Genomic DNA, 26,199 nt, shown 5'->3' on the forward strand with positions numbered 1-26,199 from the left:
TATTAGCTATAAAGTGAGAAGGAGGCATAAATACAGATGAAGACCATATTTAAGCGATTTATTGCTCTTATAAATAAAATGCAACCAACTCAAGTAATGGTTTTAGGGTTTGCTAGCGTTATATTAATTGGAGCGCTTCTATTAAATCTTCCTATAGCAACTCAAAGCGGAGAAAGCATCGGATTTATAGATGCCTTATTTACTTCAACATCAGCTGTATGTGTAACAGGATTAATAATGGCAGATACGGCAACTTATTGGAATGGATTTGGACACGTAGTAATAATACTACTTATTCAAATTGGTGGTTTAGGATTTATGACAATAACCACGCTATTTGCACTTATAACTAAGAAAAGAATAAATCTGAAAGAAAGACTATTAATCCAAGAATCTTTAAATCAATTTGATTTGTCAGGGTTAGTTAAGTTAACAAGGTATGTATTATTAATGACATTTACCATAGAAGGTATAGGAGCATTAATATTATCAACAGTATTTATACCTCAATTTGGGCTATTAAAAGGAACTTGGTATAGTATATTTCATGCTATTTCAGCTTTTTGTAATGCAGGATTTGATTTAATGGGGCCAGTTTCAGGTAAGTTTACATCATTAACATACTATGTAAATAACTTTACAGTAAGTGTTACAATTTCATTACTTATAATATTTGGGGGATTAGGATTCCCTGTAATTTTAGATATAATAAAAAATAGAAAATTATCTAAATTAAATTTACATTCTAAAATAGTATTAATTACAACAGTGTCATTAATATTAGTAGGTATGTTACTTATTTTAGTATTAGAATACAACAATCCTAAAACAATAGGAAAGTTAGGATTTGGTGGAAAAATGCTTGCATCGTTCTTCCAATCAGTAACAACTAGAACAGCAGGATTCAATACAGTCAATTTAACGGCAATGCATGAGAATAGTTTATTTATAATGATAATACTAATGTTTATTGGTGCATCTCCTGCATCTACAGGTGGTGGTGTAAAGGTTACGACTATAGCTACTTTAGTTCTAACTGTTAAATCATTTATACTTGGAAAAGAAGATATAGAAGTAGGATCAAGAAGAATTGGAACATCAATAGTTAGAAAATCATTAGGAATATTTCTTATAGGTATAATTGTTGTTTTATCTGGAACTATAATTATAACTATAACTGACCCAAGTTTTAGTTTAATAGAAGCAGGGTTTGAAGTAGTATCAGCATTTGCTACAGTTGGATTAAGTCTAGGTGGAAGTCCTAATTTAAGTACATTAGGAAAAATATTTATAATGTTATTTATGTTTATGGGAAGAGTTGGATCTCTTACAATATTTATGGCGATAATGTCTAGAAAAACAAAGAATAATCCTCCTATAAGATACCCTGAAGGGAAGATAATAGTTGGATAATATAGCCTTTACTTATAGTAAAGAATAATTTAAGTGTGGAGAGGACGAAGGAAATGAAGCAATATATAGTTATAGGTTGTGGAAGATTTGGAGCATCAGTTGCTACAACTATGCATCTTTTAGGTCATCAAGTGATGGCTATAGATAAAAGTGAAGAAATTATACAAAATATAGCAGATAAAGTAACTCATGCTGCTATAGTAGATGTAACAGATGAGCAGTCATTAAGATCTTTAGGACTAGGTAACTTTGATGTTGCAATAGTTGCCATCGGTTCAGATATAAGAGCATCTATAATGGCTACACTTATAGCAAAAGAAATGGGTGTACCTCATATAGTATGTAAGGCAAAAGATGAACTACAAGCTAAAGTTCAATATAAAATAGGAGCGGATAGGGTAGTATTCCCAGAAAGAGATATGGGTGTTAGAGTTGCACATAACTTAGTTTCTGATAATATACTAGATCATATAGAATTAGATCCAGATTATTCAATTGTAGAGATAGTAACACCAAATAGTTGGGTAGGAAAGACTTTAGTTGAATTAAACTTAAGAGCTAAGTTTGAAATAACTGTATTAGCTATAAAAACAGGTAAGAGCATAAATGTTACTCCAGCTCCAGATGAAGAGTTAAAAGCAGGTAGTATTTTGGTTGTAATAGGTCAAAATAGCCATATAAGTACTATCGCATCAGAAAATGAAGAATTTATTAGGAGAAAGTAATAATGCCTACAATAATAACAGCTAAAGATAATAATAAAGTAAAATATACGAAATCACTACTTAAGACTAAAAATAGAAATAAAGAATCTAAATTTATAATTGAAGGATATAGAATACTAACTCTTGCAGTAGAATGTAAGGCTAGTCTAGATTATGTATTTATAAATGAAGATTTTGAAAATAAAGAAGAACATCTTAAATTTTTAGATACCCTAAAAACTAATAATATAAAAATTTATAAAACGACTAATAAAATATTCAATGAATTAATAGATACGGAAAACACTCAAGGTATTTTAGGAGTAGTAAACTTTAAACAAAGAAATATAGAAGAGTATTTAAAAGATGAGCATAAATTTGTTTTAATATTAGATAGAATACAAGACCCAGGTAATATGGGTACGATAATAAGAACAGCAGATGCTGCAGGGGTAGATGCAATAATTGCATTAAAAGGATGTGTAGATATATACAATCCAAAGGTTATAAGGTCTACTATGGGTTCTATATTTGATATGAATATAATACATGCTACTCAAGAAGAAGCTCTTAGAATTTTAAAATTAAAGAACTTTGATATAGTATCAAGTTATTTAAATACAAACAATTACTACAACACAGTTGAATATAATTACAAAACAGCTTTAGTAATAGGAAATGAAGCTAATGGAATAAATGATGAATTAGTATCAAAATCAGATATGTTGGTCAAAATACCTATATATGGGAATGCAGAATCATTAAATGCAGCTATAAGCTCTGCAATATTAATGTATGAAATAAAGAAATACTTAGTTTAACATCTTGTAAATATTATGCATAGTATGATATAATTAAACGCAAAAACAATATTATCAAATACTATGAAAGAGAAAAGTATTTTGAATTAACTTAGCACAGAGATAAGTACCGTAGGCTGTGAGTACTTTCTAAGTATCCAAAAGAAGTTCCCTCTGGAGTATTAAAGCTGAAATTATAGTAGGCTTTAACGTTAAAACGCGTTAAGTTTGTTAGAGGTGGTTTAATAATTTATAATTATTAAGCTACTAGGGTGGTACCGCGAATAATAGTCTTTCGTCCCTAGATAGGGATGAAGGGCTTTTTTTATACAAAAAACTGCGAAAGGGTGAATTAATATAATGCAAGAAAAATTACTTAATTTACAAGAAGCTGCATTAAATGAAATTAAAGATACTTCTAGTATAGAAGTTGTTGAAAGTTTAAGAGTAAAGTACATGGGTAAAAAAGGTGAGATAACATCAATCCTAAAAGAAATGGGTAAATTATCAGCAGAAGAAAGACCTGTAATAGGTAAAGTTGCTAATGAAGTTAGAGCGGCTATAGAAGGTGCTATATCTTCAAAGAAAGAAGAGTTAAAGTTAGCAGAAAAACAAAGAAAATTAGCAGAAGAAGTTATAGATGTAACTATGCCATCAAGAACAGTTAAAGTTGGTAAAAAGCATCCAATATCTCAAATAATAGATGAAGTAAATGAAATATTTATAGGAATGGGATTCTCTATAGCAGAAGGGCCAGAAGTTGAAACTATAGAAAATAACTTTGATGCATTAAATGCACCAAAAGATCATCCATCTAGAGATATGAGTGATACTTTCTATATAAATGAAGAGTTATTACTTAGAACTCAAACTTCACCAGTTCAAGTTAGAACAATGAAGAGTCAGGAATTACCAATAAAAATAATATCTCCAGGAAGATGTTTTAGGTTTGATGCTCCAGATGCTACACATTCACCAATGTTCCATCAAGTTGAAGGACTTGTAGTTGGTAAAGATGTAACAATGGCACAATTAAAAGGAACTTTAGATATGTTCGTTAAGAAGTTATTTGGTGAGCATACAAAAACTAAGTTTAGACCACACAACTTCCCATTCACAGAGCCAAGTGCAGAAGTAGACGTTACTTGCTTTAAATGTGAAGGAGCAGGATGTCCAATGTGTAAAGGTGAAGGTTGGATAGAAATACTAGGAGCAGGTATGGTTCATCCAAATGTACTTAGAAACTGTGGAATTGACCCAGAAGTTTATAGTGGATTTGCATTTGGTATGGGACTTGATAGAATAACAATGCTTAAGTATGAAATAGATGATATAAGACTATTATTTGAAAATGATATGAGATTTTTAAATCAATTTTAATTAGGAGGATTTAAGATGTTAGTACCTTTAAAATGGTTAAGAGATTACGTTGATATAGATTTAGATACACAAGAATTCGCTGATATGATGACTATGACAGGATCAAAAGTTGAGAAAGTAGAGTTCTTTGGAAAAGAAACAAATGGAGTTGAAGTATGTAAAATACTTGAAATAGAACAACATCCAGATGCAGATAGATTAAAAGTAACAAAGGTTGAAGTAGCTGATGGACAAATACTTCAAATAGTAACTAATGCAACTAACATAAAAGTAGGAGACTATGTACCAGTTGCTAGAATAGGTGCAGTATTACCTGGAGATTTCAAAATAAAGAAAGGTAAGTTAAGAGGAGTATTATCAGAAGGAATGTTCTGTGGTGCAGAGGAATTAACTATACCTTCTCAATACGTTGAAGAACATAAAAAAGATGGCATATATATATTAGACCATGAAGAATCTTTTGAATTAGGAAAAGATGTTAGAGAAGTTTTAGGAATAAACGATGCATTAATAGAATTTGAAATAACTTCTAATAGACCAGATTGTAGATCTATAATAGGATTAGCAAGAGAAGCTGCCGTTACTGTAGGAAAAGAATTAAAATTCCCAGGAATAAAAGTAAATGGTTCTGATGAAGAAATGCAATTTGAAATAGATATTCAAACAGATTTATGTAAGAGATATTGTGGAAAAGTTGTAAAAGACGTTAAAGTTGGGCCATCTCCATACTGGATGCAAAGAAGACTTATAGAAGCTGGAATGAGACCAATAAACAACATAGTAGATATAACTAACTATGTTATGTTAGAGCTAGGTCAACCACTTCATGCATTTGACTTAGAAGATATAAAATACAATAAAATGACAGTTAAATTAGCTGAGCAAGGTGAAAAGTTTACTACGCTAGATGGTGTTGAAAGAGAATTAACATCAGACATGTTAGTTATAGGAAATGAAGAAAAAACTTTAGACTTAGCAGGAATAATGGGTGGAGAAAATTCTGAAGTTAAAGATACAACTACATCAATATTCCTTGAAGGTGCAAGCTTTGCAAAAGAAAGTATAAGAGCTACATCTAAGAAATTAGGACTTAGAACAGAAGCTTCATCAAGATTTGAAAAAGGTATAGATGTTAATTTAGCAGAGACTGCTGTAAATAGAGCATGTCAATTAATAGAAGAATTAGGATGTGGTAGAGTTCTTAATGGAATGCTTGACTACTATCCAGTAAAAGAAGAAGTTCAAAAGATAACTGTTAACCCTGTGAGAATAAACAAATTATTAGGTGTTAACGTACCTATGGACCAATTTATAAGCATATTAGAAAGATTAGAGTTTAAATGTAACCTAATATCTTCTGAAAAATTAGAATTAGAAGTTCCAAGCTTTAGACTAGATATAGCTGAAGATGCAGATATATTAGAAGAAATAGCTAGAATATACGGATATGAAAATATACCAACAGCTACTTTAGAAGGAAATGCTACAGCAGGTGTAAAAACTGATAAACAAAAGTTCACAGATAAGATAGTATCTAGTTCAATAGCAGCAGGCTTAAATGAAATATTAACATATTCATTTGTAAGCCCAAGAGGTGTTGATAGAATAAATTTATCATCTGAAGACTCTAGAAGAAACTTTGTAAAACTAATGAATCCATTAGGTGAGGAAACTTCAGTTATGAGAACTACACTAATACCTAATATGTTAGAAGTATTATCTACAAATGTAGCTCATAAAGTTGAAGAAGTATCAGCATTTGAATGTGGAAATACATTTACACCACAAGAAGGATTACCAGTAGAAACGAAGAAATATTGTATAGGAATGTATGGAAAAGATGTAGATTTCTTCTCTATAAAAGGTGTTGTAGAAAGTGTACTAAATAATGTAGGGTTCAAAGGATATGAAATAGAACCAGAAAAAACTAACCCAACATTCCATCCAGGAAGATGTGCTAAAGTTATGTTTAATGGAGAATGCATAGGTACATTTGGAGAATTACATCCAGACGTAATAGAAAATTATAACTTAGGACAAAGAGTTTATGTTTGTGAAATGAATGTAGAATCTGTATTTGAAAATACATCAACAGAAAAAACTTATACTCCATTACCTAAGTATCCATCTACATCAAGAGATATAGCTTTATTAGTTAAGGATGAAGTATATGTTAAAGAAATAGAAGATATAATAAAAGCTAATGCAGGTGGATTAGTTGAAAGCTACAAATTATTTGACGTATATAAAGGTGCTCAAATAGAAGAAGGATACAAGTCTATAGCATACTCTATAACATATAGAAGTATAGAGAAAACTTTAACTGATGAAGATGTGGCAAAAGTACACGATAAAATATTAAATGAGTTAAGTGAAAAATTAGGTGCAACACTAAGATCTAACTAATACAAGGGGGATATTAGTATGAACAAAGTTACCGTTAAGATACATGGTGCAGAGTATCCTATGGTTGGAGAAAAATCTGAAAAACATATGATAAGTGTAGCAGCATTTGTAGATACAGAAATGAATAAAATAGGTGAGGCTAATAAAAGATTAAGCTCATCTCAAGTAGCTATATTAGCAGCTATAAATATAACAGATGAATTGTTTGATTGTGCAGATACACTAGAAAAAGTAGAAAAAGAAAATGAAGAATTAAAGAAAAAAGTTGGAAATAGTGGGGAAGAATATAAGCTTGAAATAAAAGAGCTTGAATACCACTTAGAAAACAAAGATAAAGAAAATAAGAACCATATATCTAAGATAGAAGAACTTAATAAGTTAATAGAGGAACAAAAGAAAGAAATAGAGCAACTAAAAAATGGCACTAATTTATCTAAACAAGAAGTTGAAGATTTAAAAAATGAAATAAAAGAGCTTAAATCATCTGTTGAAATGGCAGAAGAAAAAGCTAATGTTGCAGAACAACTTTCTTCTAAATTCCAAAATGATGCATATAAATTACAATTAGAAAAAATTGAAATAGAAAATGAATTAAAATATCTTAGAGCAATGAAATAAGTTTACTTATATTTAAAATTAAACCTTCAGGGGGACCTGAAGGTTTTAATTTTAAAACTTAGGGACATTATAAATATAGAAAAAATATTACGTATAGGAGGAGAAGTATGAAAGACATAGAATTATTAGCACCCGTTGGTTCCTTTGAAGCGTTAAAAGCAGCTGTTCAAAATGGTGCAAATGCAGTTTACTTAGGAGGAAAAGAATTTAGTGCTAGAGCATCAGCAAATAATTTTGATAGAGAAGAATTAAGAGAAGCAGTAAAATATGCTCACATAAGAGGAGTACAAGTTTTTGTAACGGCTAATACATTAATAAAACAAAATGAAATAGAAGATTTTTTTAAGTATGCTAAATATCTATACGACATAGATGTAGATGCAGTTATACTTCAAGACATAGGTATAGCTAGAATTATTAAAAATGAGTTACCTGATTTTGAAATACATGCAAGTACACAAATGGTAGCACATTCTTTAGAAGATGTTAGATATCTAGAAAATGCTGGATTTGATAGAGTAGTACTAGCAAGAGAAGTTAAAGTAGATGAAATAAAATATATATGTGATAACTGTAAAGCAGATATAGAAGTATTTGTTCATGGAGCACTGTGTGTATGCTATTCTGGACAATGTTTAATGAGTTCTATGATAGGTAACAGATCAGGAAATAGAGGAAGATGTGCTCAACCATGTAGACAAAGATATGAACTTTTAGATGTTTATACTGGAGAAGTAGTAAATAGCAATGGAGACTATTTATTAAGTCCAAGAGATTTAAGCACAATAGAAGAAATAGATAAAATAATAGATGCAGGAGTTCATTCTCTTAAGATAGAAGGTCGTATGAAAAGACCTGAGTATGTAGCTACTGTTATAGAGAGTTATAGAAAAACTATAGATGAATACTTACAAACTAAAAAAGTGAATGTTTCAGATGAAACAATAAGTGATTTATACACTATATTTAATAGAAAATTTACAAAAGGACTTATTTTAGGAGAAGTTGGCGCAGATGTAATGAATTCACAACTTCCAAATAATCAAGGATTATATTTAGGTAAGGTATTAGATTACAATAAAAAAGCTAAAAGACTAAAGATAAGACTTGAAAATACACTTAAAAAAGGCGATGGAATAAATCTTGGTGGTGGAACTATAGGAAGAATCATCAAAAATGGTGAGATAGATACTATAGGATATAAGGGCGAGATAATAGAACTAGATTTTATAGGTGAAGCTAAAAGAAATCAAATAGTATTTAAAACATCAGATAGTGAACTTATGGATAGAGTACAAGCTACATTTACTCAAGATAAAGAATTTGTTAAAAACATGATAGATTCATATATAAGTGTTAAGCTAGATAAAAAACCAATACTTACATTAGCTGATAAAAAAGGAAATACTGCCACAATAGAAGGAGACAAAATAGTTGAAGAGGCTATGAAGGTAGCTTTAAGTGAGGAAAAAATAGAAACTCAGCTTAGAAAATTAGGTAATACTCCTTATGAAATGGATAGTGTAAATATAGAATTAGATGAAAATGTAAGTTTACCAATAAGTATACTAAATCAAATGAGAAGAGATTGTATAGAGCTTTTAGATAAAGAAAGAGTTAAAATAAAAAATAGAGATTTTAAAAATAGAAGATTATCATATAATCCAATTAAATTTAATCGAGATACGGTAAGTAATTTATCTGTTAAAGTTAAAAATTTAGAACAATTACAAAGTGCACTTGAGTGCGGTATAGATAAAATATATTATGAAGATACTAAAACATTAGAAGAAGCTATAAAAGCTGGACTAAAATATAATATAAAAGTTATATATTCAGCTCCTAGAATAATAAGAGGCAAGGAATACAAGCAATTAGAAAAAGCTAAAAATATAGGAGTAAATTCTATACAAGTAGGTATATGGGGAGCTATAGATTATTTTAAAGGTAAAGAGCTAAATATAGATTACTACTTAAATGCATTCAATAGTGAAACTATAAATTACTTTAAAGAAATAGGTGCAACTAATCTTTGTATATCTCAGGAATTAAACATAAATGAAATAAGAGAAACAATAAAATATACAGATATTAATATAGAATCTGTGGTTTATGGATATACTCCACTTATGATAACAGAATACTGTCCAATGGGAGTAGTAGTTCGAGATTGCAAAAAAGATAAAAGAGTTGCTAAATGTAGCCAAAGCACATATGCACTAAGAAACTCTAAAGGGGAAGAGTTTAGATTATCACAAGATCTATTCTGTAGAACAACTATATATAATACAAATGTTACTTGTATGTTAGATAACTTATACGAACTAAATGAAATAGGTATAAATACATTTAGATTAGATTTTACATTAGAAGATAGTCAAACTGTTAAGAAGGTAATAGAGGCATATCAAGAAGTATTAAGCAACAACTACAAATTAGGAAGTAAAGCTACAAAACTTTATAATGAATTAGATGCTAAAGGTGTAAGTGCAGGTCATTATTACAAGGGAGTAGAATAAATTAAATTTGTATAGTAAGTATATGTATTATCAACAATATCAAATATATTTACTTAAAAAATTATAATAGATTTAATATTTATATAGGAGGTATTGGGAAATGAGAGAACAAGCAGTAGGATTAGTAAATAAATATTTAAAATCTGAACATCTAATAAAGCACTCATATGCAGTAGAAGCTGTAATGAAAGCTTTAGGAAATAAACTAGAACCAGAAAAATCTGATGATTGGGCATTAGCAGGATTACTACATGATTTAGATTCAGATATGTTAGATTATAAAAATAATCCAGAAGAATCTAAATTGCATGGGATCAAAACTATCGAATTACTTAAAAATGAAGGTTTTGGAAATGATTACATATATCAAGCAATAAAAGCTCATAATGAAGATAATGGAACAAAAAGAATAAGCACAATTGATAAAGCTATATATGCAGCAGATCCAATAACTGGATTTATAACAGCCATAGCTTTAGTTTATCCAGATAAGAAATTATCTAGTGTAAAAGTAAAGTCTATAACTAAGCGTATGAAAGAACTTAAATTTGCAGCAGGAGCAAACAGGGATGCAATGAGAAGCATAGAAGAATTAGGCATTCCATTTGCTGAATTTGCACAACTATCACTAGAGGCAATGCAAGGAATAAGTGATGAGCTAGGACTATAGAGATATAATATACATAAATTGACTATAATTAATAAATATGATAATATTATCAACAGTATAAAAGTTGAATAATGCTCTGGGTATTAGTATCCAGAGCATTTTTAAATATATATAATATAAAGTTTAGTATAAATTAAATTTAGTAAATTCGTATAACTTAGCCAATATAAAATATTTTTATTATGTATGGCTAATATAGATTTGCATAAAATTTATTAATTTAACTTTTGTATATATAAAATAAACTTGAAAGAGAGACGGATATTATGAGCAGAAAAAAAGTTTTTAATGGTAAAAGATTAAAAATAGCTAGAATGTATAGAGGAAAAACTGTAGATATGCTAGCTAAAGAAATAAATATAAATAAAAAAGATATAATTGCTTTTGAAGAGGAAAAGTACAAGCCAACTCCAGAAAATGAAATGAAATTAGCAAATGCTTTAAGGTTTCCAAAAGAATACTTCTTCCAAATGGATAACATTAAAGTTGTAGTTGATAGTACTCATATAAAGCCAGAATCGAGAATACCTAGAGTAGAAGAAATTTCATACAAAGAAAAGTTAGTAATGGCACATAAAATATTATCTTTTATAGAAGGATATATACAATTCCCAGAAATGAACATACCAACTAACTTAAATAGAAACGATGATATAGAGACATTAGCAACAAAAGTAAGAAGACATTTTGAATTAGGTGATGGACCTATAGGAAATGTGTTAAGCGTGTTAGAGTATAATGGGATAATAGTAACAGACACTAATGTAAATACAAAAGGAGCACTAGCGTTTACGCAAAAACAAACAACTGATAAAAATACTAGATATATAGTATCTTTAGGAAATGATAAAAAATCAGCGACTACAAGAAACTATGACTTAGCTTATGAATTAGCATACATGGTTAGTGTTGAAGCGGGGATACAAGCTAAAAAATTCTCAAAAGATGAATTTGCGTGTGTATTTTTATTGCCAGAAGAAACATTCTTACCAGATTTAAAAGATGTTAATGAGATAGAGGATTTTGTAGAATTAAAAGCAAAATGGATAGTTCCAATATGGGCTATGATATTAAGAGGATACCAGCTAGGTGTTATTAATTACAAGAAATATATGTACTTAATGAACCAAATGGATAAGAAAGGTTGGAGCAAGAAGGAACCATTAGATGCTAATATAAAAGCAACAAGTCCAGTTTTACTTAGAAAATCTGTGGATATGATACTTGAAAGTGGTATTATGAGTGGAGCTACTTTAGTGGATAACTTAGCAAGTTGTGGATTAAGCCTTTATCCTGATGAAATAGAGTCATTATTAGGACTAAAAGAAGGAAAATTAGCACCTAAAGTTAAGAGAGATAATGTAACAAAGGTTAATTTTAAAAATAAAAAATAATACCAAAAGAGTAACAAAGCCTAAGTTATAATAAGCATTTGTTACTCTTTTAAATTGTAATAATTTATTAAATAAAATATCTTAAAATAATAGTAGAAAATTAGAATATTTTTTTAACAAATATTTAACACAAAAAACATATACAAAGTATAGAATTTTATGTTATTTTAAACTTAAGGATAAGAAATCGAACCTAACATAAAAGAATAAATTTAACATAAAATAATTATATAACAACAGTAAGATAAAAAATAAAGTTTTTAAATATAATTCCAGTATTATTTAAAATCCTGCCTATAAAAATTCTAAAACCTTAAATTTAAATTCACTAAACTTAATTAATTATAATAAAGGAGGTAATAATTATTTGATAAACTTAATGATTATGTGTTCATTAGTTCTATTAATATGTATAACATCAAGTAAAATTTTATATAAATTTGGAGTCCCAATTCTTCTAATTTTTATAGGATTAGGAATGTTGACTGGATCTGATGGTATTGTTGGAATATATTTTGATAACTATGAATTAACAAGACAGATATGTTCTATAGGATTAGTTTTTATAATGTTCTATGGAGGATTTGGTACTAGTTGGGATATGGCAAAACCAGTTGCTGTTCCATCAATACTTCTATCAACAGTAGGTGTTGTTATAACTGCTGGTTTAACAGGAATATTTTGCTTTAAGGTATTTGATACTTCTTTATTAGAAGGATTACTTATAGGATCGATAGTTGCATCTACAGATGCGGCATCAGTTTTCGCAATATTACGTTCTCAAAAGTTAAACTTAAAGGGATCTATTGCTTCAATATTAGAGATTGAAAGTGGAAGCAATGACCCTTTAGCATATATGTTGACTATAATTATTTTAGGATTAATGGCAGATAAAGGATATGATACCATAATACCAATGCTTTTAAATCAAGTTGTAGTTGGAATTTTATCGGCTGTTTTATTAGGTAAGCTTACAATTTATTTATTAAGAAATACCAAGTTTGAAATAGATGGATTTTATCCTATATTTGTTATGGGAATAGCAGTACTATCTTATGCTTTAAGTGAGCATTTTGGTGGAAATGGATATTTATCTGTATATATGACTGGTATTATGATAGGTAACAGTAAGATACCACATAAAAAAAGTATGTTCCAATTTTTTGATGGAATTTCATGGATTATGCAAATAATGTTATTTTTCATATTAGGACTGCTATCATTCCCATCGCAAATACCTTCTGTAATGATAAAAGGTATTTCCATATCTATATTTATGATTTGTATAGCAAGACCAATAGCAATTTTTAGCATACTAAGTTGGTTTAAAATTCCTTTAAAGCAACAAGCTTTTGTATCTTGGGTAGGTCTTAGAGGTGCTGCTTCAATAGTTTTTGCAATATATGCAGTAACTTATGGAGTTCCTGTTGAAAGTGATATTTTCCATATAGTATTTTTTGTTGCTTTGTTCTCTGTTGCGATACAAGGTACACTTTTACCTACAGTAGCTAAAAAGCTCGACTTAATTGATGATAAGTCTCCAGTATTAAAGACATTCAATGATTACAGGGAAGAGATAGGTACAAATTTATTAGAAATAACGGTTCAAAATAATAGTGGCATTGCAAATAAAGCTATAATGGATTCAAATATACCTGAGGATATACTTATCGTAATGATAAAGCGTAACAAGGAAGTATTGATTCCAAATGGATCTACTCAAATTCTTCCTCAAGATGTGTTAGTTATAGCTGGAAATGATTTTGAGGTATTGAATGACTTATTATGTAAAAGCAATTAATATTTATGTATATAAGTAAATTTATGCTACAGGATATATTTAAATATCGCTCGAAAAATAGTTTTTTGTTAATATAGGGAAAGAATTTTAGGATTATATTTAAATTCTTTATTCAATAATAAATAATTTGATAGGGGTATATGCCCCTATTTTTTTGCTTGTAATAAATTTTATTAATAGTAAAGAGATTTAAAATGTAATATAAGTACAATTTACTGTGTCCTATGTATATTTATTTGATTATCAAATGTATTAGGAATTATAATAAAATTAAATAAACTACCAAACGAAAATATTGCAATACTAATAAAATAAGGGGGATGTGTTATGAAAAAAATGAAAATGCTATTATTAGTATTTTTAACAGGAGTTGTACTAGGGGGATGTACTACTTCAAAATTAAGTGAATCTTATGATGAAGAATTGTTAAAAGAAGATGCTCAAGGAATAGTTAATATGATTTGTAATGACGAGTATAGTAAAGTTATAGATAAAATGAGTGAAAATTTAAAAACTCAAATAAATGCAGAACAATTAAAAGAAGCGTGGCAACCTATGAAAGATAAACTAGGTAAATTTAAGTCTATTAACAAAGAAGAATTAATAGGTAATGAAGATTTAGCTACTGTAGTAGAAGTTGTGGAATTTGATAATGGTAAAGCACAGTTTACAATCACTTATAATGAAGATATGAAGCTAGAGGGGTTATATATGAAGTAATGTAGAGAAAAGATATGTAAGTCAATTTTAATATATTGATTTATATATCTTTATTTGTATAGGGGATGATATTATGATTTCTAATAAATATGAAAAGATAGTCTTTGGGATAATGATAGCGATGGCTATGGGGTTAATTATATTTCTAAATATGGACCATAGTCTTCATAAAATGCACTTCGAAGAAGATAAAATAAGGATAAAAATAGATAGCATATATAAAGGATATTAAAAGTGCAGAGCTATTAGATGACATTCCTATAGGAAATAAAGTAAATGGTACTAGCACAGCAACATATTTAAGGGGAACTTTCCAAATAGACAGAGATGAAAAGGGGAAGTTATATGTGTATCGTAATAGCAAACCATATATAAAAATCACAACAAGCGATAAAACTCTAATATACAATGATAAAGATAGTAATAAAACAATAGAAACATATAATCAATTAATAAAAAAGTATAATTTAAAAAGTAGCACAAATTCGGTTAAATATAATAATTTCAAGTCTAGCCAAACAAGCTATACTCAAAAAGATGATATAGTAATAGCTATATCAATGATGCCTGCAGTTTTGTTTTTTGTAGGAATAGGAATATATTCATTTAAAAGAAAAACTCCTATGCACTTTTGGGCAGGGACTATAGTTAAATCAGAAGAAATAAGTAATATAAAAGCATATAATAGAGCAAATGGAATTATGTGGATTGCGTATGGGTTATCATTTTTATTGATACCACTACTTGGTTCTATGGTAGGAGGTATAGTTATTGCTATACTATCTTCATTTATGATAGTAGGAATGGTACTTTGTTATAAATGTATTTATAATAAATATAAGGTTAAATAGATTAAAAATGAAAGATGAGGAATTGAAACAAAAGGGTAAATTTATGGGATATATAAAATCATACACTAATTTAAGTAATATAGAAAAGAATGAAGTTTATAAATTCATAAAAGTTAAGGAAAATTCAGTTAATTTATTAGAAGAATTGGATGATAAATTTAATATAAAAATATATGAATATGGTGAAGGTGCATTATTTTATTTTGAGGAAAATAAAGTAGTGGCGAGTATATGCGTAGTTTTAGAAGTAGCAAAAATATTAAAAAGTGCATATATTCACCAAATAAAATGTGCTAAGGATATAACAGATAAAGTTGAAATAATAAGAAAACTAGTAGAAGAATCTGTTAACATATCTAAAGCAAAAGGAGCGACGGATATAAGATTAGGAATAAATAAACAAGAAATATCTAATGAAGAGATAAATAAACTAAACTTTAAAATAGAATACAATTCTTTTGAAATGGTATTAAAGGATAGGTGTAAGAGGAATAAATTATTGAAGCTAAAAAGTTTAAATGAAGAAAATAAGTTAAGGTATATAGATATTTATAATGATTCATTTAGTGATATGCCACATGGTACAGTAACAAATATTGATACTGTAAACAAAAATATAGAAAAAAGTAAAAATGATAATAATAGATATTTTATAGTATTAGATGAAGAAGATAATGAAATCGGATTTATAGAAATTATTATTGAAAGTGACAAGGGATTATTTGATATTGGATTATGTAAAAAATATAGAGGCAAGGGGTATGGAAAGAGAATAATAGAAACAGCAATACAGTTTTTAGCAGAGAGACAAGTTAAAGAAATTGCGCTTATAGTCATAGAACAAAATAAAATAGCCTATGAAATGTACAAAAAAAGAGGATTTGAAGTAAGCCAGATAATGGGCGGATGGGTTATATTGTAATTAATTTTATTAATAAATTTATAAAATTTTTATAAAGCAGAGTTTTGTTAATGTGAAACTCTGCTTTAATTTCGTGTAAATAATAAAAAATTTTGAACTAAGTTGATAGGATTTTTATATAGATTACGTATTAGTTAGTATAAAAGCTTTTATAAAAGAGGGTAAGGAGGAATTATTTTGCAAGATGAATTGATTATTAAGTATATAAGGAAAAGGAAAGAAGAAGGAATGGAGATGTTAATAGATAGTTATAGGGGTCTAATAACATCAGTAATTAGAAGACATTTAGGTGTACTTATAAATTATGAGGAAGAGTGTGTAAGTGATGTACTTTTATCTATATGGGATAGTATAAAAAGTTTTGATAAAAGCAAGAATGATTTTAAAAACTGGGTATGTGCAATATCAAAATATAAAGCGATAGATTATAAAAGAAAGTATATATCAAAAATTGAAACTACTGATATAAGTCAAGAATTATATTACATAGATACTGATTTAATGAAAGCTGAAATTGAGGAAGAAATAAAAGAGATACTAAGTCATTTAAATGATAAAGATAGGGAACTTTTTATAAAACACTATTTAGAAGGTGAAAGTTTGGAGAGTATAGCAGTGAAAAATAACGCAAAGGTGTCTAATTTATATAATCGTTTATCCAGAGGGCGAAAAAGAATTAGGGAAAGTATATCTAAATAGGGAGGTTAAGTATGAAGGACGATTTTGAAATATTAAATGATGTAAAAATGAATGTAGATGATTATGAAGAAGTAAAGTTTGATAATAATGATGAGCTTAAAAATAAAATGAAAATAAAAATTAGAAATAGAAATAAGAATAAAAGATTTAAAAGAGGTATAGTAGCAGCTTCATTATTAGCAATTTTAAGTAGTGGTATTATTCTAGATAATAATATATGGGCAGACATAGAAAGATTTTGGTATTCATTAGGTGATATTGTAAATATGAAAAAAGAAGAACTTGAAGATTATAAGTACAATATAAATAAGGTAGCGATAGATAAAAATGTAAAGATTTCACTTAAAGATGTAATTTTAGATAATGGAAGCTTGATACTAAACTTAAATGTTGATTACAGCAAATTTAATCCATTCAAAGATTTCACAGAGAAGCAACAGAAAGAGTGGTCATTTGATAAATGGGGAAGAGAGGAAACACTATTAACGGTAGGAGAAATAAACAATATATATATAGATGGAGTTAAGTATGAAGGTCAATCTTGGGCAATAGGAGATCATTATCAAAAAAAAGAAAAATCAGTAGATGTTGTTATGGAACAAGGAATAGATATGACTATTAAAGAAGGCAACGACATTAATTCTGAACGAGTTAAAAAAGATGAATTTCCTTATGTTATAAACAAAGATAAAATATATAATTTCAAAATTCAAATTAAAAAACTTCATCTTGAACAAGATTGGGAATCTCAATATAAATCTTATGATGAGGTTAAAAAAGCTGGTGGTCCACATTCTGGGATTATAAGAGGAAACTGGGAGTTTAATATAGACATAAAGGGAGAGGATTTAATAGATAAATCTAAATCATATTCAATAGATGAAGTTATAGAATTTTCATTAAATAATAAAGTAGCTAGCATAGAATTTAGTGAAGTAATAGCTTCGCCTCTATCTGTAGAAATAAAGTATAAGTTTCTAGGAATAAATAATGTTGATTTTGATCGTATAAGATTAAAAGTAAAAGATGAAAATAATAAGGAAATAATTCCAGATGGGATGAATGTAAATAATGGAACGCATGAAGTAGTTGAGAAATATAAAAATACATCTAATAATTATAGCGAATTAAAAATCGTACCAACTATTGTAGATGATAAATATAATGTTAAGGAAGTTCTTGAAGATAAAGCTATAAAGGTAAAATTAGATTAAACATAAAATAAGTAGGGCAAATTCCCTACTTATTTTATGTTTAACAAGAAACTAATCTTAGTTATGTTCATTCATTGATTTTAATATAGCAACTAAGTATTCCCAAGTACGAGTAGTTGAAGATATACTTAAATGCTCATTTGGTGTATGAACTTCAAACATGTTAGGTCCAAAAGATATAGCTTGTGCATGAGGCATTTTGTCTAATAATAATCCACATTCAAGACCAGCATGTAAAGCTTTTATAATAGGCTTTTTACCATTTAATTTTTCATAAGTATGGACACATATATCTTCTAATTTAGAACCTTTAGCATATTCCCATGCTGGGTAATCACTTTCTAAAGTAAATTCTCCACCTAAAGTTTGAGATAATAAGTTCATTTTATTAGTTATATTTTCTTTTAAAGAAGTAACTGAACTTCTAACAGCACATTCAAAAGTTACTTCATTTTCAAGAGTTCTAACAACACCTAAGTTAGTAGAACTTTCAACAAGTCCTTCTATATCCATACTCATAGTTTGGATTCCATTAGGTATTAAGTTTAAAGTTCTTATTACATTATTTTTACAATCATTAGTAAGAACCTTTTCAACAGTAGTTTCTTTACATTCTACAACTATGTCAGGATCAGAAGAAGCAAATTCATGTATGAAAGTGTTTTCCATTTCTTTTATACATGCCATAGCTTTTTCTACATCATTCTTATCAACTACTATAACAGCTTCGCACTCACGAGGTATAGCATTGTTTTTAGAACCACCTTCAACTTTTGCTAAGTCAAAGTCAACACATAATGAGTTTAAAAGTCTTCCCATTAATATATTAGAGTTAGCTCTTTGTTTTATTATATCCATTCCTGAGTGTCCACCAAGAAGTCCTTTTATATCAACTAGTAGAGCTTGTTTGTTAGCATCTACATTGGTAAACTCAGCATTTAATTTAGAGTGAGCAGTAACCCCACCAGCACAACTTACAAGTAAGAAACCTTCTTCTTCTGAATCAAGGTTTATTATGTATTGTCCTTTAAGATTAGAACCGTCAAGAGCCATAGCTCCACTCATTCCAGCCTCTTCATCTGAAGTTATTAAAACTTCTATTTGAGGATGTGCTAAATCATTAGATGCAAGTACAGCCATACCCATAGCAACAGCTATACCGTTATCAGCACCAAGAGTAGTTCCTGTAGCATATATCATGTCATCTTCTATTCTTAATTTTATTGGGTCTTTAGTAAAGTCATGTTCTGTGTTTTTATTTTTTTCACAAACCATATCCATATGACCTTGAAGTATAACACCTGGACAGTTTTCATATCCTTTTGTAGCAGGTTTTCTTATTATGATATTTAACGCATCATCTTGGATAGTTTCTAAGCCTAAGTCTTCACCAAATTTTTTTAGATAATCACTTATAGCTTTTTCATTTCCAGAACCACGAGGTATCTGAGATATCTCTTCAAAATAATTAAAAACAAGCTCTGGATTTAAACCTTTTAATACGTTTTCCATAAGTATTCACTCCTTTTAGATGAAATTAAATATTTAAGTATATGCTAAGTAAAAAGCATGAAACTTAAATAATATAATTATATTATAACACTAAATCTAATATATTCCAAAATAAATAGTTAGTTTTGAAACTAATAAGTTTATATATATAGCAAAATACAGTTTTTATCCTATTATAAACAACTATATTTATGTATAATATTAGTTAGCTATACAAATAGTATAATACAAATATACATAAAATAAACGTAATTATATAGATATAGATTCAAGGAGGAAATAATGAATTCAAAAGCACTAAAGGTTTTAGAATTTGATAAAATAATAGACCTATTGAAAAGCAAAGCATCATCTTCATTAGGTATGAGATACATAGAAAAACTAACACCAAGTTCTGACTTTAATGAAGTTAAGTCAAGATTAGAGGAAACAAGTGAGGCACAAGCCATACTTATAAAAAGAGGTTTTGTTGGATTACAGGGAATATACGATATAGAAGATAAGGTAAAGAGAGCAAGTGTAGGGGCAGCATTAGACCCAGGTAGCTTACTAATGATAGGAAATACTTTAAGAGTAGCCAGAATGCTTAGTAATAATTTAGCATCTAGTGAAGAAGAAGATTTTAACTACCCAATAATACAATCCCTATCAAATTCTTTATACACATATAGAGATTTAGAAGAAGAAATTTTCAATGCAATAATAAGTGAGGTAGAAATATCTGATAATGCATCTAGTGAGCTTAGAAATATAAGAAGAAGAATAGTGCAAAAGAATCAATCTATAAGATCTAAGTTAAACTCAATAATATCTTCAACTACATATCAAAAGTACTTACAAGATGCAATTATATCTGTAAGAGGAGATAGATTTGTTGTGCCAGTAAAAGCTGAATATAGATCACAAGTAGCTGGTATTGTCCATGATCAATCATCATCTGGAGCAACATTATTTATAGAGCCTATGAGTATAGTTGATATGAATAATGAATTAAGGCAATTAAGACTTCAAGAAAAAGAAGAGATAGAAAAAATATTAGCAGAATTATCTTCTAAGGTAGGAGAAATAAGTAATGAACTATTAGCTAACCAAGAGATATTAGGAAGATTAGACTTTGCTTTTGCTAAGGGAAAATTATCTATACAAATGAGAGGTATAGAACCTACTTTAAATGAAGATAAATTTATAAATATAAAAAAGGGAAGACATCCATTACTAGATAAAGATACTGTTGTTCCAAACTCAATTTATTTAGGGAGAGAATTCCATACATTACTTATAACAGGACCTAATACAGGTGGTAAAACTGTAACTATCAAAACTGTTGGTTTATTTGCACTTATGAATCAAAGTGGACTTCACATACCTGCTGATTTTGGAAGTAGTATGTGTGTATATGATAATGTATTTGCAGATATTGGTGATGAGCAAAGTATAGAGCAAAGCTTATCTACATTTTCATCTCATATGACAAATATAGTATCTATATTAAAAGAAGTAACAGAAGACTCTTTAGTAATATTTGACGAGCTTGGAGCTGGAACTGACCCAATAGAAGGAGCGGCTCTTGCAATAGCTATACTTGAAGATGTAAAAAGCATTGGAGCTAAATGTATAGCTACAACACACTATAGTGAATTAAAGAACTATGCACTTACTAAAGAAGGTGTTGAAAATGCAGCTGTTGATTTTGACTTAGAAACTTTAAGTCCTACGTATAGATTACTTATAGGTGTTCCAGGGAAATCAAATGCCTTTGAGATTTCTAGAAAGTTAGGGCTAAGTGATTATGTAATAAGTAGAGCTAGAGAGTTTATAGATAGTGATAATATAGCAATAGAAGATGTGCTTCAAAATGTAGAGAAAAATAGAATTAAAGCTGAAGAAGATAGAGAAGAAGCCGAAAAATTAAAGTCAGAAATAGAAAAGCTAAAGGCTGAGTACGATGAAAAGCTTGCGAAAATGAGTGAACAAAAAGAAAAGATAATGGAAAGAGCAAGACAAGAAGCCTTTAGAATAACAAGACAAGCAAAAGAAGAAGTAGATTTAATAGTAAAAGAACTTAGAGAACTAGAAAAAGAAAGAGCATCTAAAGAAAAGAATCAAAGGATAGAGGCGCTTAGAAAAGAAATATCTAGTTCAATGGGAAGTCTTCAACCAACTGTTAAGAGCATGATTGTTCCTAAAGTATCAAGTAAAGAAGTAAAAGACTTAAAAGTTGGGGAAGAAGTAAAAGTTATAACTTTAAATCAACAAGGTAGCGTTGTTTCAGTTGATAACAATAAAAAAGAAGCTGTTGTTCAAATAGGAATAATGAAGATGAATCTACCGTTTAAGTCTCTTCAAAAAGTTAAAAAAGACCCTAAAACAACAATCACTAAATCAACAAGAAGTATAATAAAAGCTAAATCAGGAAGAGTAAAAAGCGAAGTAGATTTAAGAGGTATGAATTTAGAAGAGGCTATAATGGAAGTTGAAAAATATTTAGATGATGCTTATGTAGCTGGCCTTGAAATGGTAACTGTTATACATGGCGTAGGAACTGGAGTATTAAAATCTGGACTACAAGATGTATTAAAGAGAAATAGACATGTTAAGTCTCAAAGAGCTGGACAATATGGAGAAGGTGGAGCTGGAGTTACTATCGTAAATCTAAAATAAAAAATGATTTGTTCACTATATCGTTAGATGTTTAAAATATATAATTTTGCGATATAGCAAATTTTTTATAAAAGTAATATATATAAGGTGGTACAATATGATTTTAGTATCAGCATGCTTACTTGGAATAAATTGTAAGTACAATGGAGAAAATAATAAAAATGAAAATGTAAAAAAGTTCTTAGAAGGTAAAGAGTTTATAATAGTGTGTCCAGAACAATTAGGAGGAATGAGCACACCAAGAGAACCTTCAGAAATAGTTAAACTAGATGGATATGATGTTATAAAAGGAAAAGCAAGTGTAATTAATAAGCAAAGATTGGATGTAACTAAAAAGTTTAGAAATGGAGCAGATGAAGCTTTAAAAATAGCTAAATTATATAACTGCAAAGAGGCTATATTAAAAGATGGAAGTCCATCTTGTGGTTCAAGTTATATATATGATGGAAGTTTTGCAGGTAAAAAGAAGGACGGCTTAGGAGTTACTGCTGCATTATTAATAGAAAATGGAATAAAAGTAATAAGTGAAAAAGAACTATAAGTAAAGTAAATTTTTATTTTAAATTTAAATGGAATAATTAACTTATACAAAATTGTATTATAAATAAGAATATTGCTAAAATATAGTTAATAAATAAACCAAATAACTTGAAAAAACTCATAAATTGATTTACCATAAAATAATAAGAATATGAGAGGAGAAATATAATGCAAGATTTTAAGATAGAAATAGCAAACTGCTTAAAAGAAAACATAGAAGATTTAACATTAGAAGAAATAGTTGGTCTTATAGAAGTACCACCAAACAAAGAAATGGGAGATTATGCATTTCCTTGCTTTAAATTAGCAAAAGTATTTAGAAAAGCTCCAAATATGATAGCGGCAGAATTAGCAGAAAAAATAGAAGCTAAAGGAGCAATATCTAAGGTATTACCTTTAGGAGGATATGTTAACTTCTTCGTTGACAAATCTCAATTAGCTAAAAATGTTATAAATGATGTTTTAACTCAAAAAGAAAAGTACGGACACAGTGATTTAGGAAAGGATAAGACAGTTGTAATAGACTTCTCATCTCCAAATATCGCTAAGCCATTCCATATAGGGCATATAAGAACTACTGTTATAGGAAATTCTTTATACAAAATATATGATTCTCAAGGATACAATACAGTAAGAATAAATCACTTAGGAGACTACGGAACTCAATTTGGTAAGTTAATAGTGGCTTTCAAATTATGGGGTAGTAAAGAAGCTGTAGAAGCCAACCCAATACCAGAATTATTAAAATTATACATACAATTCCATGATGAAGCTGAAAAGCACCCAGAGATGGAAGATGAGGCAAGAGCTTGGTTCACTAAATTAGAAAATGGAGATGCTGAAGCTAAAGCATTATGGCAATGGTTCAGAGATGAAAGTTTAAAAGAATTTGCTAGAGTTTATGACTTATTAGATATAGAGTTTGATTCATATAATGGAGAAAGTTTCTACTCTGACAAAATGGACTCAGTAATAGAAACTATAAAAGAAAAAGGATTATTAAAAGAATCTCAAGGAACAAATGTTGTTGAGTTAGAAGAATTCAATATGCCACCAGCTCTTATAACTAAAAATGATGGTTCAACATTATACATGACTAGAGACTTAGCAGCTGCAGTTTATAGAAAGAATAATTATGATTTCGACAAGTGTATATATGTAGTTGGTTCTCAACAAAGCTTACATTTCCAACAATTATTCAAAGTTCTAGAATTAGTTGGATTTGAATGGGCTAAAGATATGGTACATGTACCATTTGGTATGGTTGCTTTAGAAAATGGAACAATGTCTACAAGAAAAGGTAGAGTAGTATTCTTAGAAGACGTATTAAAGCAAGCTATAGAAAAAACAAAAGAAACAATGTTAGCTAAAAATCCTAATGCATTAAATGTTGATGAAATAGCTAAGCAAGTAGGTGTTGGAGCTGTTGTGTTCCAAGAGCTATCTAACAGCAGAATAAAAGATTATACATTCTCATGGGAAAGAACTTTAAGCTTTGATGGAGAAACTGGACCATACGTTCAATATACTCATGCAAGATGTTGTGCAGTTTTAAGAAAAGCTAATGAAGAAATAACTACAGATATAAATTATGAATTATTAAATGATGAAGATAGTTCAGAAGTATTAAAGGTTATAGCATCTTTCAACAAGTCTATACTTAATGCTTTAAGAAAGAATGAACCACACATAATAACTAGATTTGTATTAGATTTAGCACAAGCATTCAATAAATTTTACCATGACAATGCCATATTAGTTGAAGATGTTGAATTAAGAAAAGCAAGACTTGCTTTAGTTGCTGCTACTAGACAAACAATAGAGAATGCTCTTAAGTTATTAGGTATGCATGCACCAGAAAGAATGTAATTATAATATTGATTAAAAATTAATATTATAATTTAGATATAATATACAGTGGTAGCTAAAACTATTGGTTCTAGTTACCACTATAATATTTTCTAATATATTTATTTTAAATTTATGTAAAAATATAATTAGTAATAATTTATATAGTTTATTAAATATAATTAAGTTTTAAAATGGCAGTGAAAAACTGTCTCTTTTTTTTGGTTAGTCAAAGCGAAGTATATTAAGTATAATAGATGATAACAATAAAGTAATATAGAGTTTCATATGAGAAAGGTTAAGAGTATGATAGCTAATACTACAATAGAAAATAATATAAAAAATGCATATATATCAGCATTTGAAATGAATGACAAATCATTAAAAGATTTAATAATAATAAATACAAAATGTCTTATTGATGATAAAATACAGAGATATGTATATATAGATAGCAATAGACTAAGAGATGAATTAATATACTATAAATTTTATGGAGAGAAGTTAAGTAGTAAAAATATAATAAATATATTACTTCCAGTAATACTTTCAAACACAAACGCAGATAAAAGTGAAGAAGTTGTTATTGATTTAGTGAGTAAGTATATAAGGTTTCTTAAAATAGAAGAAAATACATATGAGTATATATTAAGTGCTATTTGCTATAATATTATAATCCATAAATTAATAGAAAATAAAAATGTAGAATATGAAGAATTATTGCAAAGTGCAAAAGAAAAAATTATAGGATTTACAATGGAATTAGATAAATCTCAAGTAGTTAAGTTTCAAATGGAACGAATTAAAGCAATACAAATAATAGACAAGTATATAGATTTAAAAGTATATGAATACGAAGAAGATAAAGTATTAATAAATATGTTAAATGTATTGTATGATATATATATTGAAGATAGGGAAATAAGTGATAATGGAATATTAAGTATAAAAAAATCTATACTATCTATACTAAACTTCGAAGAGAATTTAAATATAAACAATATAGACTTCACCTTATCAATGGCTGAATATGTAATTAAACTAAGAAAATATATAATTAACAAAAAGATTTATAATAATCGTGTAGATCCAAGATCCCTAATTAAATTAGAAGTAGGGGAAATTACTATAGATCCGATATTTAATCAAATTGAAATTATAAAAAAAGATTTTAAAAATGATATTCTTGAGATAGGAGTCAAAGCTAAATCAGGAATATATAATCTTAAATTTAAAAAATCTTAGTTAGTATTTTCTAGGTAATTAACAAAATCTTCTTCGCTAGTGTTAGTTAAAAAGCATAGTTCTTTTATTATACTGTTTCTTAAATCTATAAATTCATTAAGTCCAGTATTTTCATTTGTATACTCTAAGGCTTTTATAATAAGCAATAAGTCCCTTTTTGATAAGGCATTGATAGATACTTGATCGATTAATTCCATAAAAAACTTCCTTTCTAAATTAGATATAATTATGATACTATTATTCTACAAAAAGGTTTAAAAAACCTTCTATTAAAGAAAAAAA

General features: G+C 28.3%; 22 protein-coding genes and 1 other annotated feature. Of the genes, 20 read left to right on the forward strand and 2 right to left on the reverse strand.

Annotation, left to right across the window (positions count from 1 at the left end; translation table 11 throughout):
• Window positions 1-36: 36 nt before the first annotated feature.
• The 16 genes from I2H23_RS10685 to I2H23_RS10760 all read left to right on the forward strand — a co-directional run bounded on the left by I2H23_RS10685 (window position 37) and on the right by I2H23_RS10760 (window position 18,111).
• Window positions 37-1,413: a TrkH family potassium uptake protein gene (locus I2H23_RS10685; protein WP_166506024.1), complete on the forward strand. Its 1,377-nt coding sequence runs from the start codon at window positions 37-39 to the stop codon at window positions 1,411-1,413.
• 53 nt (window positions 1,414-1,466) lie between these two features.
• Window positions 1,467-2,138, forward strand: a complete 672-nt coding sequence (locus tag I2H23_RS10690; protein ID WP_166506023.1) for a potassium channel family protein — start codon at window positions 1,467-1,469, stop codon at window positions 2,136-2,138.
• A 2-nt stretch (window positions 2,139-2,140) separates the two neighbouring features.
• Window positions 2,141-2,938: a TrmH family RNA methyltransferase gene (locus tag I2H23_RS10695; protein ID WP_166506022.1), complete on the forward strand. Its 798-nt coding sequence runs from the start codon at window positions 2,141-2,143 to the stop codon at window positions 2,936-2,938.
• A 54-nt stretch (window positions 2,939-2,992) separates the two neighbouring features.
• Window positions 2,993-3,223 (forward strand) — a binding site (T-box leader).
• Window positions 3,224-3,277: 54 nt separating this feature from the next.
• Window positions 3,278-4,297 (forward strand): phenylalanine--tRNA ligase subunit alpha, encoded by a 1,020-nt coding sequence (gene pheS / locus I2H23_RS10700; RefSeq protein ID WP_195581622.1) that lies wholly within the window; start codon window positions 3,278-3,280, stop codon window positions 4,295-4,297.
• 15 nt (window positions 4,298-4,312) lie between these two features.
• Window positions 4,313-6,703 carry a phenylalanine--tRNA ligase subunit beta gene (pheT, locus tag I2H23_RS10705; protein WP_195581623.1) on the forward strand — a complete coding sequence of 797 codons (2,391 nt, stop codon included), beginning with the start codon at window positions 4,313-4,315 and terminating at the stop codon, window positions 6,701-6,703.
• Window positions 6,704-6,721: 18 nt separating this feature from the next.
• Window positions 6,722-7,321, forward strand: coding sequence for a cell division protein ZapA (gene zapA / locus I2H23_RS10710; protein ID WP_092923503.1), 600 nt, complete (start codon window positions 6,722-6,724; stop codon window positions 7,319-7,321).
• Window positions 7,322-7,428: 107 nt separating this feature from the next.
• Entirely contained in the window at window positions 7,429-9,840 is a 2,412-nt protein-coding gene (locus I2H23_RS10715; protein WP_166506020.1) for a DUF3656 domain-containing U32 family peptidase, read from the forward strand.
• A 100-nt stretch (window positions 9,841-9,940) separates the two neighbouring features.
• Complete coding sequence (locus I2H23_RS10720; protein WP_092923509.1) at window positions 9,941-10,510, forward strand: HD domain-containing protein; 570 nt, start codon at window positions 9,941-9,943, stop codon at window positions 10,508-10,510.
• A 266-nt stretch (window positions 10,511-10,776) separates the two neighbouring features.
• Window positions 10,777-11,904 carry an XRE family transcriptional regulator gene (locus I2H23_RS10725; RefSeq protein WP_166506019.1) on the forward strand — a complete coding sequence of 376 codons (1,128 nt, stop codon included), beginning with the start codon at window positions 10,777-10,779 and terminating at the stop codon, window positions 11,902-11,904.
• Window positions 11,905-12,271: 367 nt separating this feature from the next.
• The gene (locus tag I2H23_RS10730; RefSeq protein ID WP_092923521.1) at window positions 12,272-13,705 is read left to right on the forward strand and encodes a potassium/proton antiporter; all 1,434 of its coding nucleotides are present in this window, start codon (window positions 12,272-12,274) and stop codon (window positions 13,703-13,705) included.
• Window positions 13,706-14,032: 327 nt separating this feature from the next.
• Window positions 14,033-14,425, forward strand: coding sequence for a DUF3887 domain-containing protein (locus tag I2H23_RS10735; protein WP_092923524.1), 393 nt, complete (start codon window positions 14,033-14,035; stop codon window positions 14,423-14,425).
• Between the two features lie 73 nt (window positions 14,426-14,498).
• A complete protein-coding gene (locus I2H23_RS10740; protein ID WP_166506018.1) occupies window positions 14,499-14,657 on the forward strand; it encodes a hypothetical protein in 159 nt (52 codons plus the stop codon).
• Between the two features lie 115 nt (window positions 14,658-14,772).
• Window positions 14,773-15,276, forward strand: a complete 504-nt coding sequence (locus I2H23_RS15245) for a hypothetical protein (RefSeq protein WP_202819462.1) — start codon at window positions 14,773-14,775, stop codon at window positions 15,274-15,276.
• A gap of 43 nt (window positions 15,277-15,319) precedes the next feature.
• The gene (locus I2H23_RS10750; protein WP_176698641.1) at window positions 15,320-16,198 is read left to right on the forward strand and encodes a GNAT family N-acetyltransferase; all 879 of its coding nucleotides are present in this window, start codon (window positions 15,320-15,322) and stop codon (window positions 16,196-16,198) included.
• Between the two features lie 177 nt (window positions 16,199-16,375).
• The gene (locus tag I2H23_RS10755; RefSeq protein WP_092923530.1) at window positions 16,376-16,897 is read left to right on the forward strand and encodes a sigma-70 family RNA polymerase sigma factor; all 522 of its coding nucleotides are present in this window, start codon (window positions 16,376-16,378) and stop codon (window positions 16,895-16,897) included.
• Between the two features lie 11 nt (window positions 16,898-16,908).
• Complete coding sequence (locus tag I2H23_RS10760) at window positions 16,909-18,111, forward strand: DUF4179 domain-containing protein (RefSeq protein ID WP_092923533.1); 1,203 nt, start codon at window positions 16,909-16,911, stop codon at window positions 18,109-18,111.
• 57 nt (window positions 18,112-18,168) lie between these two features.
• On the opposite strand, the gene I2H23_RS10765 is transcribed toward I2H23_RS10760, so the two are convergent.
• On the reverse strand, window positions 18,169-19,623 hold the full coding sequence (locus tag I2H23_RS10765; protein WP_166506016.1) for an aminoacyl-histidine dipeptidase: 1,455 nt from the start codon (window positions 19,621-19,623) through the stop codon (window positions 18,169-18,171).
• Between the two features lie 282 nt (window positions 19,624-19,905).
• Here I2H23_RS10765 and I2H23_RS10770 point away from each other — a divergent pair, with 282 nt between their 5' ends.
• The 4 genes from I2H23_RS10770 to I2H23_RS10785 all read left to right on the forward strand — a co-directional run bounded on the left by I2H23_RS10770 (window position 19,906) and on the right by I2H23_RS10785 (window position 25,917).
• The gene (locus I2H23_RS10770) at window positions 19,906-22,284 is read left to right on the forward strand and encodes an endonuclease MutS2 (protein WP_195238316.1); all 2,379 of its coding nucleotides are present in this window, start codon (window positions 19,906-19,908) and stop codon (window positions 22,282-22,284) included.
• Between the two features lie 97 nt (window positions 22,285-22,381).
• The gene (locus tag I2H23_RS10775; RefSeq protein ID WP_092923543.1) at window positions 22,382-22,825 is read left to right on the forward strand and encodes a DUF523 domain-containing protein; all 444 of its coding nucleotides are present in this window, start codon (window positions 22,382-22,384) and stop codon (window positions 22,823-22,825) included.
• A gap of 167 nt (window positions 22,826-22,992) precedes the next feature.
• On the forward strand, window positions 22,993-24,693 hold the full coding sequence (gene argS, locus I2H23_RS10780) for an arginine--tRNA ligase (RefSeq protein WP_092923546.1): 1,701 nt from the start codon (window positions 22,993-22,995) through the stop codon (window positions 24,691-24,693).
• 267 nt (window positions 24,694-24,960) lie between these two features.
• Window positions 24,961-25,917: a hypothetical protein gene (locus tag I2H23_RS10785; protein ID WP_240294285.1), complete on the forward strand. Its 957-nt coding sequence runs from the start codon at window positions 24,961-24,963 to the stop codon at window positions 25,915-25,917.
• Here I2H23_RS10785 and I2H23_RS10790 read toward each other — a convergent pair.
• A complete protein-coding gene (locus I2H23_RS10790; RefSeq protein WP_166506014.1) occupies window positions 25,914-26,114 on the reverse strand; it encodes a hypothetical protein in 201 nt (66 codons plus the stop codon). The two genes, I2H23_RS10785 and I2H23_RS10790, sit on opposite strands and share 4 nt — an antisense overlap.
• Between the last annotated feature and the right edge of the window lie 85 nt (window positions 26,115-26,199).

The organism is Romboutsia sp. BSD2780061687b_171204_C1, assembly GCF_015560225.1.
Taxonomy (GTDB): Bacteria; Bacillota; Clostridia; order Peptostreptococcales; family Peptostreptococcaceae; genus Romboutsia_C; species Romboutsia_C hominis.

Excerpts from the sequence above, each read along its gene's own strand:
- I2H23_RS10690 (WP_166506023.1), top strand. The coding sequence starts at position 1,467 with ATGAAGCAATATATAGTTATAGGTTGTGGAAGATTTGGAGCATCAGTT.
- argS (WP_092923546.1), top strand. The coding sequence starts at position 22,993 with ATGCAAGATTTTAAGATAGAAATAGCAAACTGCTTAAAAGAAAACATA.
- I2H23_RS10785 (WP_240294285.1), top strand. The coding sequence starts at position 24,961 with ATGAGAAAGGTTAAGAGTATGATAGCTAATACTACAATAGAAAATAAT.
- I2H23_RS10720 (WP_092923509.1), top strand. The coding sequence starts at position 9,941 with ATGAGAGAACAAGCAGTAGGATTAGTAAATAAATATTTAAAATCTGAA.
- I2H23_RS10775 (WP_092923543.1), top strand. The coding sequence starts at position 22,382 with ATGATTTTAGTATCAGCATGCTTACTTGGAATAAATTGTAAGTACAAT.
- I2H23_RS10770 (WP_195238316.1), top strand. The coding sequence starts at position 19,906 with ATGAATTCAAAAGCACTAAAGGTTTTAGAATTTGATAAAATAATAGAC.
- I2H23_RS10740 (WP_166506018.1), top strand. The coding sequence starts at position 14,499 with ATGATTTCTAATAAATATGAAAAGATAGTCTTTGGGATAATGATAGCG.
- I2H23_RS10735 (WP_092923524.1), top strand. The coding sequence starts at position 14,033 with ATGAAAAAAATGAAAATGCTATTATTAGTATTTTTAACAGGAGTTGTA.
- pheS (WP_195581622.1), top strand. The coding sequence starts at position 3,278 with ATGCAAGAAAAATTACTTAATTTACAAGAAGCTGCATTAAATGAAATT.
- I2H23_RS10715 (WP_166506020.1), top strand. The coding sequence starts at position 7,429 with ATGAAAGACATAGAATTATTAGCACCCGTTGGTTCCTTTGAAGCGTTA.
- zapA (WP_092923503.1), top strand. The coding sequence starts at position 6,722 with ATGAACAAAGTTACCGTTAAGATACATGGTGCAGAGTATCCTATGGTT.
- pheT (WP_195581623.1), top strand. The coding sequence starts at position 4,313 with ATGTTAGTACCTTTAAAATGGTTAAGAGATTACGTTGATATAGATTTA.
- I2H23_RS10765 (WP_166506016.1), bottom strand. The coding sequence starts at position 19,623 with ATGGAAAACGTATTAAAAGGTTTAAATCCAGAGCTTGTTTTTAATTAT.
- I2H23_RS10725 (WP_166506019.1), top strand. The coding sequence starts at position 10,777 with ATGAGCAGAAAAAAAGTTTTTAATGGTAAAAGATTAAAAATAGCTAGA.
- I2H23_RS10695 (WP_166506022.1), top strand. The coding sequence starts at position 2,141 with ATGCCTACAATAATAACAGCTAAAGATAATAATAAAGTAAAATATACG.
- I2H23_RS10760 (WP_092923533.1), top strand. The coding sequence starts at position 16,909 with ATGAAGGACGATTTTGAAATATTAAATGATGTAAAAATGAATGTAGAT.
- I2H23_RS10790 (WP_166506014.1), bottom strand. The coding sequence starts at position 26,114 with ATGGAATTAATCGATCAAGTATCTATCAATGCCTTATCAAAAAGGGAC.
- I2H23_RS10750 (WP_176698641.1), top strand. The coding sequence starts at position 15,320 with ATGGGATATATAAAATCATACACTAATTTAAGTAATATAGAAAAGAAT.
- I2H23_RS10685 (WP_166506024.1), top strand. The coding sequence starts at position 37 with ATGAAGACCATATTTAAGCGATTTATTGCTCTTATAAATAAAATGCAA.